Source organism: Arthrobacter sp. ok909, assembly GCF_900104405.1.
Lineage (GTDB): Bacteria > Actinomycetota > Actinomycetes > Actinomycetales > Micrococcaceae > Arthrobacter > Arthrobacter humicola.
Window position 1 is genome coordinate 20,251 of record NZ_FNJS01000020.1, and the last position, 13,762, is coordinate 34,012.

14 protein-coding genes are annotated in these 13,762 nt (G+C 65.9%); 8 read left to right on the forward strand and 6 right to left on the reverse strand.

The annotated features are described in order from the left end of the window. The first annotated feature begins 255 nt into the window (after positions 1 to 255). From BLR03_RS24950 to BLR03_RS15550, 4 genes are all read left to right on the forward strand, one after another. On the forward strand, positions 256 to 705 hold the full coding sequence (locus BLR03_RS24950; protein ID WP_254788530.1) for a phosphotransferase: 450 nt from the start codon (positions 256 to 258) through the stop codon (positions 703 to 705). Beyond that, entirely contained in the window at positions 654 to 1,157 is a 504-nt protein-coding gene (locus tag BLR03_RS24955) for a phosphotransferase (RefSeq protein ID WP_254788531.1), read from the forward strand. The genes BLR03_RS24950 and BLR03_RS24955 overlap by 52 nt, the downstream gene beginning before the upstream one ends. A 76-nt stretch (positions 1,158 to 1,233) precedes the next feature. Beyond that, complete coding sequence (locus tag BLR03_RS15545; RefSeq protein WP_091254439.1) at positions 1,234 to 2,676, forward strand: HNH endonuclease signature motif containing protein; 1,443 nt, start codon at positions 1,234 to 1,236, stop codon at positions 2,674 to 2,676. A 319-nt stretch (positions 2,677 to 2,995) separates the two neighbouring features. Then, positions 2,996 to 3,301: a hypothetical protein gene (locus BLR03_RS15550; protein ID WP_091254310.1), complete on the forward strand. Its 306-nt coding sequence runs from the start codon at positions 2,996 to 2,998 to the stop codon at positions 3,299 to 3,301. Between the two features lie 66 nt (positions 3,302 to 3,367). On the opposite strand, the gene BLR03_RS15555 is transcribed toward BLR03_RS15550, so the two are convergent. The 3 genes from BLR03_RS15555 to BLR03_RS25345 all read right to left on the reverse strand — a co-directional run bounded on the left by BLR03_RS15555 (position 3,368) and on the right by BLR03_RS25345 (position 5,105). After that, positions 3,368 to 4,207 (reverse strand): PrgI family protein, encoded by an 840-nt coding sequence (locus tag BLR03_RS15555; protein WP_175460577.1) that lies wholly within the window; start codon positions 4,205 to 4,207, stop codon positions 3,368 to 3,370. Positions 4,208 to 4,623: 416 nt separating this feature from the next. Then, entirely contained in the window at positions 4,624 to 4,941 is a 318-nt protein-coding gene (locus BLR03_RS15565) for a sensor histidine kinase (protein ID WP_368086976.1), read from the reverse strand. Beyond that, positions 4,932 to 5,105, reverse strand: a complete 174-nt coding sequence (locus BLR03_RS25345) for a hypothetical protein (RefSeq protein ID WP_368086977.1) — start codon at positions 5,103 to 5,105, stop codon at positions 4,932 to 4,934. The genes BLR03_RS15565 and BLR03_RS25345 overlap by 10 nt, the downstream gene beginning before the upstream one ends. Positions 5,106 to 5,424: 319 nt before the next feature. Here BLR03_RS25345 and BLR03_RS15570 point away from each other — a divergent pair, with 319 nt between their 5' ends. The 4 genes from BLR03_RS15570 (at position 5,425) to BLR03_RS15585 (ending at position 10,241) form a co-directional block, all read left to right on the forward strand. Continuing rightward, a complete protein-coding gene (locus BLR03_RS15570; protein WP_091254316.1) occupies positions 5,425 to 6,861 on the forward strand; it encodes an MFS transporter in 1,437 nt (478 codons plus the stop codon). 191 nt (positions 6,862 to 7,052) lie between these two features. Further along, complete coding sequence (locus tag BLR03_RS15575) at positions 7,053 to 7,886, forward strand: sulfurtransferase (RefSeq protein WP_091254318.1); 834 nt, start codon at positions 7,053 to 7,055, stop codon at positions 7,884 to 7,886. 281 nt (positions 7,887 to 8,167) lie between these two features. Next, the gene (locus BLR03_RS15580; protein ID WP_091254442.1) at positions 8,168 to 9,565 is read left to right on the forward strand and encodes a sensor histidine kinase; all 1,398 of its coding nucleotides are present in this window, start codon (positions 8,168 to 8,170) and stop codon (positions 9,563 to 9,565) included. Then, positions 9,558 to 10,241 carry a response regulator gene (locus tag BLR03_RS15585; protein WP_254788532.1) on the forward strand — a complete coding sequence of 228 codons (684 nt, stop codon included), beginning with the start codon at positions 9,558 to 9,560 and terminating at the stop codon, positions 10,239 to 10,241. The genes BLR03_RS15580 and BLR03_RS15585 overlap by 8 nt, the downstream gene beginning before the upstream one ends. Positions 10,242 to 10,265: 24 nt before the next feature. Here the strand turns inward: BLR03_RS15585 and BLR03_RS15590 are convergent, their stop codons facing one another. Genes BLR03_RS15590 through BLR03_RS15600 form a run of 3 tightly spaced genes read right to left on the reverse strand, consistent with a single transcriptional unit; the run spans position 10,266 to position 13,704 of the window. After that, positions 10,266 to 11,930 carry a cytochrome b/b6 domain-containing protein gene (locus BLR03_RS15590; RefSeq protein WP_091254324.1) on the reverse strand — a complete coding sequence of 555 codons (1,665 nt, stop codon included), beginning with the start codon at positions 11,928 to 11,930 and terminating at the stop codon, positions 10,266 to 10,268. 2 nt (positions 11,931 to 11,932) lie between these two features. Next, positions 11,933 to 12,916, reverse strand: a complete 984-nt coding sequence (locus tag BLR03_RS15595; RefSeq protein ID WP_091254327.1) for an electron transfer flavoprotein subunit alpha/FixB family protein — start codon at positions 12,914 to 12,916, stop codon at positions 11,933 to 11,935. Positions 12,917 to 12,927: 11 nt separating this feature from the next. Next, complete coding sequence (locus BLR03_RS15600; protein WP_091254330.1) at positions 12,928 to 13,704, reverse strand: electron transfer flavoprotein subunit beta/FixA family protein; 777 nt, start codon at positions 13,702 to 13,704, stop codon at positions 12,928 to 12,930. Between the last annotated feature and the right edge of the window lie 58 nt (positions 13,705 to 13,762).

A 13,762-nucleotide genomic window follows, 5' to 3' on the forward strand; every position in this document is an offset into this window, starting at 1 on the left:
ACTGGGCGGTTTGACGCGTCCTATCTCTGTGGTGCAATACAGCTTCGCAAAACTGACCGAACTTGGGTTGATTATCGTGTCGGGACATTATCCGGCGTGGGCTTAAAGCGAAGGTCCGCGTCGGCCACCTCAGACCGATCGACGCTGACTCCGTTCCGTGCCCGTCCGCTCTTGAGGTCTTGAACTGTATTCGGACAAGGGAAAGGATCGGAGTGCATTGCAGGCACATGGAAGGCGGATTTCTGAATGGCGCGAATGCCGCCAGCCACGGTGGAAGTGACTCACGCTGTGGTCCAGCGCCTCGTCCGGGACCAGCGGCCCGACCTCGGCGATTGTCCTTTAGCGCGGGTTGCGAACGGCTGGGACAACGCGACCTTCCGGCTCGGTGAGGGCCTGGCCGTCCGGCTGCCGCGCAGGGCGGAGGCCGTTCCGCTGACACTTCATGAGCAGCGCTACCTTCCCGACATAGCCCGCCGCTCCCCGGTTGCGGTTCCTGTCCCCGTCCATGCCGGCAGGCCGACGTCGGACTTTCCATGGCCGTGGAGCATCGTGCCGTGGGTCCCCGGAGCCGCTGCTGCCGACGTCGGCCCGTCGGCCCGGCGGGCCGCGGGCCGGCGGCTAAAGGCCTGGCCGATTTCCTGCTGTCCCTTCACGTGCCCGCCGAAACCGACGTCCCGGTCAACCCTTTCCGAGGCGTGCCGTTGACAGATCGTGACGCTGTGCTGGTGGAACGGCTCGGGGACCACGAACGCTACCCGCAGGCGGCAGCGCTGAGAGCAGTGTGGGCGCAGGCCTGTGCCGCCAAAGCCTGGGATGGTCCGGCGATGATGCTCCACGGGGACCTCCACCCTGGCAACATCCTGCTGGCGGACGACGGCTCCCTGGCCGGCGTCATCGATTTCGGCGATGTCGGGGCAGGGGACCCGGCTGTCGATCTTGCGGTGGGGTGGCTGATGTTCGACGCCGGCACTCGCCACCGCTTCATGGGCGCCTTTGGCTCCGCAGTGGATGGGGACACCTGGATGAGGGCCCGCGGTTGGGCTCTCATCCTGTCCACCGCCATGCTGAGCAACTCCGACGATAATCCGCGGATGTTCACCGTAGGAAAGTTCGGGATCAGGCAGATCCTGGATGACGGACTTCGCCTGCAACTCTGACGCCGGCGTTATTGTCAGTGGCTCCTGTCATGCTGTGGGTATGGAAGGCAGAGCAGCTGCGGAGACGTTGGAGGCCATGGAGGCCTCCCTCGCCAGGTTGGCTGCATTTGCCTGTCGCGGAGTCGGGAACGCGGCGTCGACTGGCACTGACCCTCTTCGGGACGAAGCGGACGCGTGCCTGGACGGTATGGCTGAGGTGGCCAGCATGGAAGCCAGGCTGGCCGCGCTGAAAGTGCACTTCGCCGCCGGATATGCCCGCGCTGCCGCCGCCATGGCGGGCCCAGCCGATTCCCCTCAGGAGCGCACCGCCCAGGAAATGGCGGTGACAGCAGAGGTGGCCTGTGTCCTGACCGTGAGCGAAAGATCGGCGGCGGCGCTCCTGGCGGAGTCAGCCACCCTGACCACCGGGTTGCCCCTGACGCTGTCTGCGCTGCAGGCAGGGACCATTTCATGGCAACACGCGCGGGTGATGTGTGATGAAACCTCCGGTCTGGACCCCGCCGGGACGGCTGCTCTGGAGGCCCACTTCCTGGACCCCGAAGCTCCCTTTGCCGCGCGTGGCTGCCCCGCGGGGGAGCTGGTGCCGGGCAGGTTCCGGGCCAAGGCGCGCAGATGGCGTGAGCTGCACCATCCCGTAAGCATCGAAGCGCGCCACCGCAAGGGTGTGGAGGACCGTCGGCTGGAATATGTGCCGGACCGGGACGGCATGGCCTGGCTCTCGGCCTATCTGACTGCGGATGTGGCGGCGGGTGTATGGTCCCGTGCCACGGAGGCGGCGCGTGGCCTGCAGGAGCCGAATGAATCCCGGACCCTGACCCAGCTCCGTGCGGACGTCGCCGCTGACTGGCTGCTGGCGGGGGTGGCGGAAGGAACTCCGTCACCCACGGCGCAGGTCCTGGTGACTGTGCCGGCGCTGTCTCTCCTGGGCGCCGCGTCGGAACCGGCCACCCTGGACGGGTATGGTCCCATTCCTCCGAGCATGGCCCGCCGGCTTGTGGGGGATGGTGCCGGATCATTCCTGCGTGTGCTGACCGATCCGCGCAATGGAGCGCCGCTGGAGATCGGGCGAACCAGCTACCGGGTTCCGAAGGCGATGCGCCAATGGTTGCGGCTTCGGGATGGCCGGTGCGCTTTTCCCGGCTGCAATAACCATTCTCTGGATAACGAAGCGGATCATGTGTTGGCTTGGTCCGAGGGAGGCGGCACCGGCATCACCAACCTGGGCCAGCCATGCCGGCGGCACCACCGTCTCAGACACACCACAGCATGGAGGCCGGTTGACGCCACCCGGGACCAGCCACCCGGCTGGATCTCACCTGCGGGACGCTCGTATTCCAGCGAACAACAAGACTGGGAACCACCACACTGGCCGCAGCACCTCGGCCACGCGGATGAGTGCCGGGAGGCGGATCCGCCCGACTGGCCGGACGTAGTTGCCGGTGACGTCGGACCCGGAGAGACCGGGCCACCATTACCTGTGGACCCCTTTCCTGACTGGGCACTGTTCATCGCGGCGTAGGATCGGCGCTCCATGTTCCCCCTCCCCGTCCAATGAAAGGTTCGAATGATGTGCCGGCTATTGGCCTGCGCCCCTGTCTCCGACGTGACCCTGAAAGGCCGGATCGGCCAGGACCAGAGCGATTCAGGCCACTGTCCCCACGCCCATCACAGCCCCGCGGACGACGGCGGGAAGTCCCGCCGTCGTCCGCGGGGGGCGCTCGTATACCTGCGTCAGGAGGGCAGCGCGCGGTACCGGATCAAGGCCGCTCTCCGGCCCTACCGGGATGACGATGGACGGCCTATCGTGGTCCTGACACAGCCCAAGGAAAGGAACGACGATGTTCACCCTCCAGGTCAGCTATCCGGTCCGGGACTACGATGCTTTCAAGAAAGTCTTCGACAGCGATCCCGCAGGCCGTGCCGCCTCGGGCGCCCGGTCTGTCCGCTTGTTCCGGGATACGGAGGACCGGAACAGCGTGGCCGTGCTCCTTGACTTCGACACCAAGGACGCCGCGACCGTCTTTCTGGAACGGTTGCGCAGCCAGGTGTTGGACAAACCCGAGGTGATGGGCGAGCTGATGACGGCACCGCCGACAGCCAGGATTCTGGAAGAGGTGGCCCGCGAGGGCCAGGGCGCGGGCTGACCGCTGAGAATCAGGTGGTCCTCGTCGGATGAGTCAGCCGCCACAACACAGTCGCCCGGCCCACCATCACGGTGCGGGCGCCTCGGCCGTTTTCGAGCCCGAGGACACCTCGGGCTGCGGGGTCGGTTCGGACGAGGGGGCAGGGTCCGGGCTCTGGCCGGTTTTGGGGGCGACGTCCGCCGGCATGGTGACGCTTGGTTGGCCGGCTCCCGGCACTTTAGGTCCGGCCGAGCCGCTGTCCGCGCCGCTGGGGCTACCGTCCGTAGTCAGGCCACCTTCTTTGTTGGCGCCTTTCCCGACTTGCCCAGGCACTTGCGGGACTTGCCCAGGCACTTCCTTCACGTCCTTGGTCGACGCGTCCGTTTTGTCCGGGACAGTCGGATTGCCGCTCAATGCTGTGCCCAGCGTCGTCGTGGGTCCGGCCGCACCGCCGGCGATGTTTGACGTCGACGAGACAAGGCTGGAGATGGGCTTATTGGCTCCGAATTCGACTGCAGTGACACCGACCATCGCGATAACGAATGCGGCAGCACTGACCGCCCCGACCTTGATCCAGGTCTTGGGGGTGAACTGCCTCCTCAGCCGTTTGGCTCCAGGTTCGTCGCTCTCGGCCGGAGCGCTGGCGGCCAGCACGTCGCCGTCGTCAGCGGGCAGTCCGCCTATGCGTCGCTGGGGCATCTTCCTCAATGCCACGGCGGCGGCCGAGCTGAGTGTTCGGGCATAGAGGGCGGCGCCCACGGTGGCAACGATGGAGCCGAGTGCGGCGCCGATAAGGGTCCCGGCGACGCCGAGGAAGGACCCCACGAAGGCAGAGGTCACCGCGGCCAACGCCGAGCCAATAGTCTGGGTGCCGCTTAGCCCGAGGAGCTGTTTCGGCTTGTCTTCCCTAGTGGAGTCTGCAGGCATCTTCAAACACATTTCAGTCAGGTTATGTTACGAACAGATAACTTTACCTGCCTGCGGCTGACTCCCGACTGCGGGCGTATTTATTTGTGACGCTTCTCACGTACAAGAGGAGGGTCAAGGTTCATGCCACTGCGGCCTCGGCCGCAACCCGTTATGCGCACTGCAACACCCCCAGTCCAGGCCGATCAGGTCCGCCACCTGTCAGGGAACCTCATGTCTCCACTCACGAAGGGGACGGAGTGGGCTACTCCCGGGGTCGAAGCGGCATTGCAGAGACTGATCGCGGGGCTCGATAGCGGGATTGAATCTGCGTCCCCGAGGATCCAGACCGGTCTGCGGCGGCTCGCCGACGCGGAGGCCCGGACCTGAGGCAATCAGAACTCCGTGCGGGCTACGACTGGAAAAGGGGGCCGACCCTAGTCCAGGGGCAGCGTTATGGTCACACAAGTTCCTGCGGCGGCGGATGAATCGATCATCACCTCGCCGCCAGCAAGGTCCACCGCCAGGCGCATGAGGCGTAGTCCCATGCCGGTGTGCCGGCCAGTCATGGCTGCCGGTGCGTCGAAACCACCGCCGTTGTCGGTCACTTTGAGCTGAACGCCGTGGGTCATGCCGTGGGTGACGCAGCCCAGCCGGACCGTCACCGCTGATGCCTGGGCGAATTTGTAGACATTGCTGAGGAGCTCCTGCGCTGCCCGGTACAGAAGAGTTGCGGACTGTCGGTCTACTTCCATCCTGTGGTGCGGAGTCTCCAGATGCACCACGGTGCCGCGTTCGCGGAGGGGAGGGTCAGACGGTCAATTGCGCCGGTCAGCCCAAGGGCATGGAAATCGACCGGGTGTGTATCGGTGAGGACGCCACGTACGGCGACGACTTCATCACTTTGTAGTGATTTCATATTCTTACTGTGCGCCTGTGCCGTTGGCATTTTCCGGTGACGCGCCGAGGGCAGGGGCAGGATGTCTCGCCGTCTGCTTGGCAGCAGAGTTCACCCGGCCCGCGGTGTTTACGTGCCCGCGGGTTGGAATAACTCGGCCACATTGCCGGACGGATCCTCCAGCGCGATCTGCCACCCGGGCCCTGACGATGTCGTTTCGGAACGTGAGGCCGGCCGCACGGCGTCCGGGACTAATTCGGAGAAGGGTGCGGTTATGCAGTCGGGGCCGGAACCGGTTCTGCGCGCAACGCGCCCTGCACGCGGATGGGAACGAGATCACATGACGACATCGACTGCCGACGGAGTCGGCTTCCGCTCCAAACGCGGACCTGTCCTCATTGCCCTGATGCTCTCCACGGGTCTGGTGGCGATCGATGCGACGGTAGTGGCGACGGCGGTGCCGTCGATAGTCCAAGACATCGGCGGGTTCGCGTCGTTCCCGTGGCTCTTCTCCGCCTACCTGCTGGCGCAGGCCGTGTCAGTACCTGTCTACGCGAAGCTCTCCGACACCATCGGCCGTAAACCGATCATGCTCATCGGAATCGGCCTGTTCCTGCTCGGCTCGATCCTGTGCGGCGTTGCCTGGAGCATGCCGGTCCTCATCGCCTTCCGCGTGGTGCAGGGCCTGGGCGCGGGAGCGGTCCAGCCGATGGCCATCACCATCGCCGGCGATATCTACACGCTGGCAGAGCGGGCAAAAGTGCAAGGCTACCTTGCGAGCGTGTGGGCCGTTTCCTCGGTGGTTGGCCCGACGCTCGGCGGAGTGTTTGCCGCACTGGGCATCTGGCGTGGCATCTTCCTCGTGAACATCCCGCTGTGCCTCGTGGCAGGGTGGATGCTGGTCCGGTCGTTCCACGAGAATATTGAGCGCGTGAAGCACCGGGTCGACTATCTGGGGGCGGGGCTGCTCACAGTTTCGCTCACCCTGCTCATTCTCGGGGCCCTCGAGGGCGGCCAGGCCTGGGCTTGGGATTCCGCCATCAGCATTGCAGTGTTCGCGGGCGGCGCCCTCTTGTTCGCTGCGTTCATCCTGGTTGAACGGCGGGCGGCGGAGCCGGTCCTGCCGCCGTGGGTGGTGTCCCGGCGGCTGCTGGCGACGACGGCGATGATCGCCTTCGGCGTCGGAGCGGTCATGCTTGGCCTCACCTCTTACGTCCCCACGTTCCTCGAAGGAGCACTCTCCACCTCCCCGATCCTGGCCGGGCTCGCCCTCGCGGCCCTGACCATCGGCTGGCCGATCAGCGCGTCCCAATCGGGCCGCCTGTATCTTCGGATTGGGTTCCGGAACACGGCCATGATCGGCATCACGGTCACCGTCATCGGCACAGCAGTCCTTGCCCTCACCGCCTCTGTCCCCAGCGTTGCGCTGGTCGCGGGCAGTTGCTTCATCGTCGGGCTGGGACTCGGGCTCGTCGCGACCCCGACCCTCATCGCCGCCCAATCGAGCGTCGAATGGAACGAACGCGGTGTGGTCACCGGCACCAACCTGTTCGCGCGGTCGATCGGCAGCTCCATCGGCGTCGCCGTTTTCGGGGCGATAGCGAACGCGGTCTACGCCGGAACCCCGCACGGCGACACGGACCCCCAAACAGTCGTCGCGGCCTCCTCCGCCGTCTTCCTGGCCGTCTTGATCGCCGCCGTACTCACCGTCGTCGCCGTCATCGGCATGCCCGCCACAAAACCCGTCAAGCAGGTCCACGCCGCCGCGCGAGAGTGATCCGGGGCCGGATGAACTCTTGACGGGCTGGCGGAGCCCGCCGCCGGTCCCGCTGGTCACCTAGTTGCAGCCCGGCAGCCACCGTCTTTGCCGCTGCCCGTACCGGATTGACCGGAGGCGGAGTAATGTGCGGATTCTCAGCGAAGAGCGGGCTCCGTCCCGTTCCCTGACCCACTTCAGGAGGTCCGGAGATGTACGATACGGGCGATGCCGGGGGCGATGTCCTCGTCGATGCGCCATGGCTTGAGGAGCATCTGCACGATCCAGGGCTTCGCCTGATTGAGATCGACGTGAATGCGACGGCTTATGACCGCGGGCACATTGAGGGTGCTGTGCTGTGGAACGTCTACCGGGACCTGAAGGACGGCAACTACCAGCTCGTCGATACGCCCGCTGTCCAAAAGCTGATCGCCGGTTCCGGGATTGCCCCGGACTCAACCGTGGTCTTCTATGGCTATGGACCGGCAATGGGCTTCTGGCTCATGAAGCTCTACGGCCATACCGACGTCCGCGTTCTCGACTGCTCTCGAGGCACGTGGCAAGAGGCCGGACGTCCGTGGACCACGGAGGTGCCCGCACCGGCTACGACCGACTACCGTCTGCCCGACCAGGATGAACGGCTCCGCGCCGATCGGACGCGGGTGCAGAGCGCGATTGATGACCCCTCGGTCACGATTCTGGATGTGCGCAGTGATCTTGAATTCCGGGGCGAGCGGTTCTGGCCGTCTGGTGGACTCGAACCAGGAGGTCGCGCCGGCCACATTCCCTCGGCCGTTCACTTGTCGATCGACGCCTTGCGCGACGACGGCGGGGCGTTCCGAAACGTCGAAGAATTGCGGGAGATATTTGCGCCGATAGACCCCGCGGGCGCACGCGAGGTGATTCCGTACTGCACTATCGGAATCCGAGCCTGCACGGCGTGGTTCGCGCTCACCTATTTGCTGGGCCGTGAGGACGTCCGGGTCTACGACGGCTCCTGGGCTGAATGGGGACGGATACCCGAGTCACCGGTGGAAACCTCGTGATGCGGGCATTGAAACTGCTGAACGCCTGATTTCTGGTCGACGTCTCTGCGCCGAGCGCCGAGGGCGAGCAGGCGCTCGAGCTCTTCTGCCGTGGCTACGCCGTCAGCCCGGAGGTCTCTCAGCACTGGCCCGAATGCTCCTCGCCTTTCACCGCAGAACGGAAGTACCGTGTGGCCGGTAGCAGTTAGTTTCTGGCTCAAAGAATGAATCCTCTGGCTTTTAGGTTGAGATTGCTGGGATATGGAAGGCCTGGGGTGAATGCCGTGGATATGGTGACTGGCATGGAACCAGTTCTGACATATGTCCGGCGTTGGGGCGCCCTCGTGGCGGCCGTCATCTTCTTCTCCCTCTGGTGTGTGGCTGAGACCGGCCGAATGGGCCCGACCGGTGGGTACGGGGCGAGCAACACGGGTCTGGACACCTGGTCTGGAACTTGGCCCCTGGTGCTGATGACCTTGGCCATTGCGACAGCTTCCTGGAAGCCGCTGGTGTCCCTCGGGTTCACGGTTGCACTCCTTGCCGGACAACTAAGTCATGCCCTGCCGCCGATGGCTTCCAATCACTGGGCCATCTATCTGGGCTCCTTTGTCGCTCTTGGCTTCATCTTGTGGACCGCACCGCAGCGGCTGCGCTTTATCGCTGCGGGCGCGAACGTGGTCGCCGCTGCCATCATGGCGTTCCTGATGCTCTCGTGGAGGTACGGCAACGGCGTCGGCTGGTACCCTCCTGCGTACGCCGGCGACCGCTGGATGCTTCAGGACTACGGCTGGCAGCTATTTGCACTCCTCCTGTTGATCGCCGGAGCCTGCGCCGCCGTCGGACTCCTGTTGGCGCTGTACCAGGAACGGGGCAGCCTGTTCCGGGCACGGGAGCTGGCGCAGAGCAACCTGAAAGAAGCCGAGATCGACCTGATTGTGGAGCAGGAACGGACGCGCATCGCCCGGGACCTGCACGACGTCCTCGCCCATTCCTTGGCAGTCATCGCCGCCCAAGCCGATGGAACCCGATACCTGAGCAAGGACCAGCCCAAAGCTGTCCTCAACGCCCTGGACACCATCGCCCGGTCAGCCCGCAGCGCACTGGTGGATGCCCAACGCGTCATCGAGGGAGTCCGTGATGACGGCATGGTGACGCCCCAGCCGCGACTTAGCGACATTCCGGCTCTCATCGAAGGGATGCAGCGCGGCAGTTTGAAGGTCCACCGCAGCGAGTCCGGGACATCCGTGGAACTTTCAACTGGCCAGCAGATGGCGGTCTACCGGATCGTCCAGGAATGCCTGACCAATGCGCTCAAACATGGCGGGCGCGGCACGGACGTGCGGCTCCACTTTGACTGGAGCGGCCCGGGCCTGACCCTGCACGTGGCCTCGGCACTAGACCACGGCCAAGCAGGCGCCGGCGATCCGTCCTCCTCCCGGGTCGGGCGGGGACTTCCCGGCATGCGCGAACGCGCCCATCTGGCCGGCGGCTGGCTCACGGCCGGCCCGGACGGCGAACACTTCCGTGTGACGGTCTTCGTCCCCTACGGAACCCGGGAAGCGAGGGAAGCGGACGATACAGCCTGCGCTGAAGCCGGGGGCTCCCTCACGGAAATCACGGATGCGGAAGCCCGGCCGCTGCTCGCGGCAATCGGACTGCAGCGAGCAGCGATTGCCCGGGAAGTGCACGACCGTGGCTGATGCCGGGGCGCTCATCGCCGTCGCCCTGGTGGATGACCAGCCTCTGTTTCGTGCAGGAATCCGCATGCTCATAGACAGCCAGGAGGACATGGAACTATCCGGAGAGGCGAACGATGGGGAACAGGCGATAGTCCTGGCAAGCGAACGTCGTCCGGACGTCATGCTGATGGACCTGCGGATGCCGGTCATGGATGGCGTCGAGGCCACCCGGCGGATTGTGCAGCGCGCCGATGCTGCCGGCACCGACAAGCCAAAAATCATCGCATTGACCACCTTCAACCGGGATCATGCCGTGGTCCAGGCAGTGCAGGCCGGGGCCAGCGGGTATCTCCTCAAGAGCGCGGAACCGGAGTTCCTCCTGGCAGCCATCCGCACTGTTCACTCCGGGTATTCGGTCATCGCGCCAGGATCCATCCACTCTCTCTTTGAACATGCTGCCCGCAGTGCTCCCGCGACGGGCCCGGACCTGTCGGTCCTCAACGTCCTCTCCGCGCGGGAGCGGGACGTCTTCCTGCTCGCGGCCAAAGGCCTTAGCAACGGCGAAATGGCGGCGAGCCTGTTCGTCTCCGAAGCGACCATCAAGACCCACCTGCGCAGCGTGCTGGACAAGCTGGAGCTCCGAACCCGGCTGCAGCTGGTCGCCTTCGCCCACGATCGCCGTCTACTGGGCACCTGAAGGGGCAATTCGGCCCGGTGAAACCTAGCGGCTGCTCACCTGACCGAACAGCTTCGCGATTGGCGCGATTATGAGCGGTCGGGCGGCGTACCACCCGGCCGCGGTGATGGCGATTGCGGCCGCGAAGAGCCAGAATCCGACCCAGTTCACCACGTCGGTGCCGCCGAACATGTGGTTCAGGTTGCGCAGCGCACCGGTCGCGAACACCAGGAACACGTGGATGAGAATGAACAGCACGAAGAACAGCATCGTCGGGAAGTGAATGGCGCGTGCAACCTCCACTGGGTAGATCTTGTTCAGCCTCTTCGCGTCCTTCGGCCAGAACTCGCTCATGCGCACACCCGTGATCGCCGCGAGCGGGGCCGCGATGAACACCACGAGGAAGTACATGATCTGCTGCAGGCTGTTGTAGTTCACCCAGCCGCTCTCAACGGGCCAGTCGAGTGTCATGTACTGCAGTAGCGCGGAGAGTGCGTTCGGGACCGCCTCCCAGCTGGTCGGGACGATTCGCATCCAGCGTCCCGAGGCAAACAGCAGCACCACAAAGATGAGTCCGTTGACCAGCCACAAAATGTCGAGCGACTGGTGCAGCCACAGATTGATGCTGATCTTCTTGCCACCGCGCTTCGGCGTCCAGAACGCCGGCGGCTTCTGCTGAGTGCGCACCTGATAGCCGGAGCGAATGATGAGCACCATCAGGAAGATGTTCAGGAAGTGCGCCCACTGCGCCCACCAGGGGAAGCCGGGCTCCACCGTGTCGGGCAGGGGATATGCGCCCGGGTACCTCTTGAGGAACTCCGGCACGCCCGGCAGCGTCGTTACACCGCGCGCGGCGAGCACAAGGATCCCGGCGGCGGCCACGGCGCCGACCGCGAGGAGCACGACGAGCTTGATCCACTGGCCCCGGGTACGCGAACCGTAGAGCCTCGCCTCGGTTCTTGGCCTGACGGGCTTTTCTGCGGCGACGGCGGGCTGTGCCGCCGCTGGGGCGGCTGTGGCCGCGGGTGCACTCGCCGTTGCCGCAGGCTCAGCCTCGGCAACGGCCTCCACCACACTGGCGGCCGGGGCCTGGGCAATGTGTCCGGAATCTGCCTGCACCGCAGGGGCGGCGGCAGCCGCCGGAGCCAGCCCGGCCGGCGGCCACGGTTCGCCACCGGGGATGCGGGGAAGTCCGCGGCGCAGCGAAGTGGTTCCCATCGTCACTGCCGCAGGTGCGGCGGGTGCGGTGGCCGGAACAGCTGGAGGCGCCGTCGACGTCGGCGCTGCGGCTGCCGCCGTCGCCGTCTGTGCCGCTGCTGCAGCCGCAGCAGCATCTGTGACCGGCGCGGGCGTGGCGCCTGCGGCGGGAGCCCCCGCTGATACGGGTGCCTCGCCGGCGGGCGGCCACGGCTCCCCGCCCGGCAAACGCGGCAGGCCGCGGCGAAGCGGCCGTGCGACCGCGGCACCTGCGTTCACGGCCGGGACCGGAGCGGACAATACCGCCGGTGCCGTTTCCCGGGCAGCGGCGGGGGCGGAGGGTGCGGGGACCGCTGGCGCGGCGGTGACCGATCCCGCCCCGGAAACAGGCGCGGACAGGGCTGCCGCTCCTGCCGACACAATGCGTGCAGGCGCCTGGCCGGCTGCAGGCCAGGGGTCACCACCTTCGACGCGCGGCAGGCCCCGCCGAACAGACCGAGAAAAAGTTGCCATGACTACTTCTTCCGAGCCTCAAGGGCGCTGATCAGCTGGGGCACAACCTTGAAGAGGTCGCCGACCACACCAAAGTCGGCGATCTCGAAGATCGGCGCGTCTGAATCCTTGTTGATGGCGACGATCGTCTTCGCGGTCTGCATGCCGGCCCGGTGCTGAATGGCGCCGGAAATGCCCAGCGCGATATACAACTGCGATGACACCGAAACCCCGGTCTGGCCGACCTGCTGCGACTGCGGGATGTAGCCCGCATCCACCGCGGCACGCGAAGCGCCAACGGCAGCCCCGAGCGTATCGGCGAGCTGTTCGACCAGTGCGAACTGTTCCTTCGACCCGAGGCCGCGACCACCCGCGACAACCTTCGCGGCCCCACGCAGCTCCGGTCGCGAGGTGGCGGCAACCGCCTCCTCAAACGAGTCAATCCGCGCGGCCGGCTTCTCGGAGCGCGTCACGGCCAAGGTCTCCGAGGCTTCCGGCTGAGCCCCAGCCCGCGCATCGATGGAGCCCTGCCGAACCGTGATTACCGGCGCCCCGAACGTGGACGTTGACGTCACGTTGTAGGCACCGCCGTAGACGGAGTGGTGAGCCACGACGCCTTCGTCGTCACGGGACACACCGATCGCATCGGCGGAAATCGCTGCACGCGTGCGGGCAGCGTAACGGCCGGCGAGGTCGCGCCCGTTCAGAGAATGCGAGATCAGGATCGCGTCCGGCTGCACCTGCTCCGCGGCGGCGGCAAGGGCGTCAACGCCCGGCACTCCGAGCACGGAAGGATCGGGAGCTTCCGCGATCAGCACGTGCGCGGCACCCAGGACGGCGGCCTCCGCGGCGGCGGCGCTGCCGGCGCCGGGTGCGGCAAGTACCAAGGCGATGGGCGTGCCGACCGCAGCGGCAGCGCCGAAGAGTCCGGGTGCAGCCTTCTCGAGTTCACCGGTGGCCCGGGTTTCGACGACGACGAGGATGGCGTCAGGAGGGAATTCAGTCATGTCGTTTCTCCCTAAGCCAGTCGGTTTTCGACAAGGAAGTCAGCGAGCTTCTCGCCGGCGTCACCCTCGTCAATGATCTTTACGCCCGCCGCGTGCGGGGGCTTCTCTGCAATGGTCAGCATGATCGAACGCGCCGCCTCCGGGTTGTCGGCCGTGATCCCGAGGTCTGCCAGGGTAAGCACCTCAAGGGGTTTCTTCTTCGCGGCCATGATTCCCTTAAAGTTCGGGAAGCGTGCGCCGGGAAGCGCCTCGGTAATGGAAATCACCGCGGGCAGGTTCGCTGACACCTTCTGCACACCGGATTCAACGGGCCTGGTGCCGGACACGGCGCCGTCGCTGATTTCGACGGAGCTGAGGCCGGTAGCGTGCGGCACGTCAAGCAATTCTGCGAGCATCGCGGGAATCATCCCGCCGGATCCGTCGGTGGAGACGTTGCCGGTGATCACGAGGTCAAACCCGGCGCGTCGGATCGCTGCTGCGAGGGTTTCGGCGGTAAGTCCCAGATCCGCCCCCCGGAGCGCCTCGTCAGAGACGTGGATGGCGCTCCCCGCGCCCATCGCAAGCCCCTTGCGGATCGTTGCCGTCGCACCCTCGGGAGCGAGGCAGAGGACTGCGACCTCGGTGCCCTCGTGTGCGTCGGCGTACGTCAGCGCCAGTTCCAAGGCACGCTCACCAATCTCATCAATGACTGCCTCGCTGGCTTGCCGGTCGGCGAGGCCTGTTTCCAGGTTCAGTTTCCGGTCCCCGTAGGTGTCGGGGACCTCCTTTACTAGAACGACAATCTTCATCGATGGCTCTTCCTGTGGCGGGCTTGTCTCTACAGAGGAGACGGTCGGATCTCCATCG

What these genes read in the sequence shown, in the direction of transcription:
- BLR03_RS25345 (WP_368086977.1), bottom strand. Translation starts at nt 5,105, where the DNA reads ATGAAATCACTACAAAGTGATGAAGTCGTCGCCGTACGTGGCGTCCTC.
- BLR03_RS15565 (WP_368086976.1), bottom strand. Translation starts at nt 4,941, where the DNA reads ATGGAAGTAGACCGACAGTCCGCAACTCTTCTGTACCGGGCAGCGCAG.
- BLR03_RS15575 (WP_091254318.1), top strand. Translation starts at nt 7,053, where the DNA reads ATGTACGATACGGGCGATGCCGGGGGCGATGTCCTCGTCGATGCGCCA.
- BLR03_RS15600 (WP_091254330.1), bottom strand. Translation starts at nt 13,704, where the DNA reads ATGAAGATTGTCGTTCTAGTAAAGGAGGTCCCCGACACCTACGGGGAC.
- BLR03_RS15550 (WP_091254310.1), top strand. Translation starts at nt 2,996, where the DNA reads ATGTTCACCCTCCAGGTCAGCTATCCGGTCCGGGACTACGATGCTTTC.
- BLR03_RS15590 (WP_091254324.1), bottom strand. Translation starts at nt 11,930, where the DNA reads ATGGCAACTTTTTCTCGGTCTGTTCGGCGGGGCCTGCCGCGCGTCGAA.
- BLR03_RS24950 (WP_254788530.1), top strand. Translation starts at nt 256, where the DNA reads ATGCCGCCAGCCACGGTGGAAGTGACTCACGCTGTGGTCCAGCGCCTC.
- BLR03_RS15555 (WP_175460577.1), bottom strand. Translation starts at nt 4,207, where the DNA reads ATGCCTGCAGACTCCACTAGGGAAGACAAGCCGAAACAGCTCCTCGGG.
- BLR03_RS15545 (WP_091254439.1), top strand. Translation starts at nt 1,234, where the DNA reads ATGGAGGCCTCCCTCGCCAGGTTGGCTGCATTTGCCTGTCGCGGAGTC.
- BLR03_RS15595 (WP_091254327.1), bottom strand. Translation starts at nt 12,916, where the DNA reads ATGACTGAATTCCCTCCTGACGCCATCCTCGTCGTCGTCGAAACCCGG.
- BLR03_RS15570 (WP_091254316.1), top strand. Translation starts at nt 5,425, where the DNA reads ATGACGACATCGACTGCCGACGGAGTCGGCTTCCGCTCCAAACGCGGA.
- BLR03_RS15580 (WP_091254442.1), top strand. Translation starts at nt 8,168, where the DNA reads ATGGAACCAGTTCTGACATATGTCCGGCGTTGGGGCGCCCTCGTGGCG.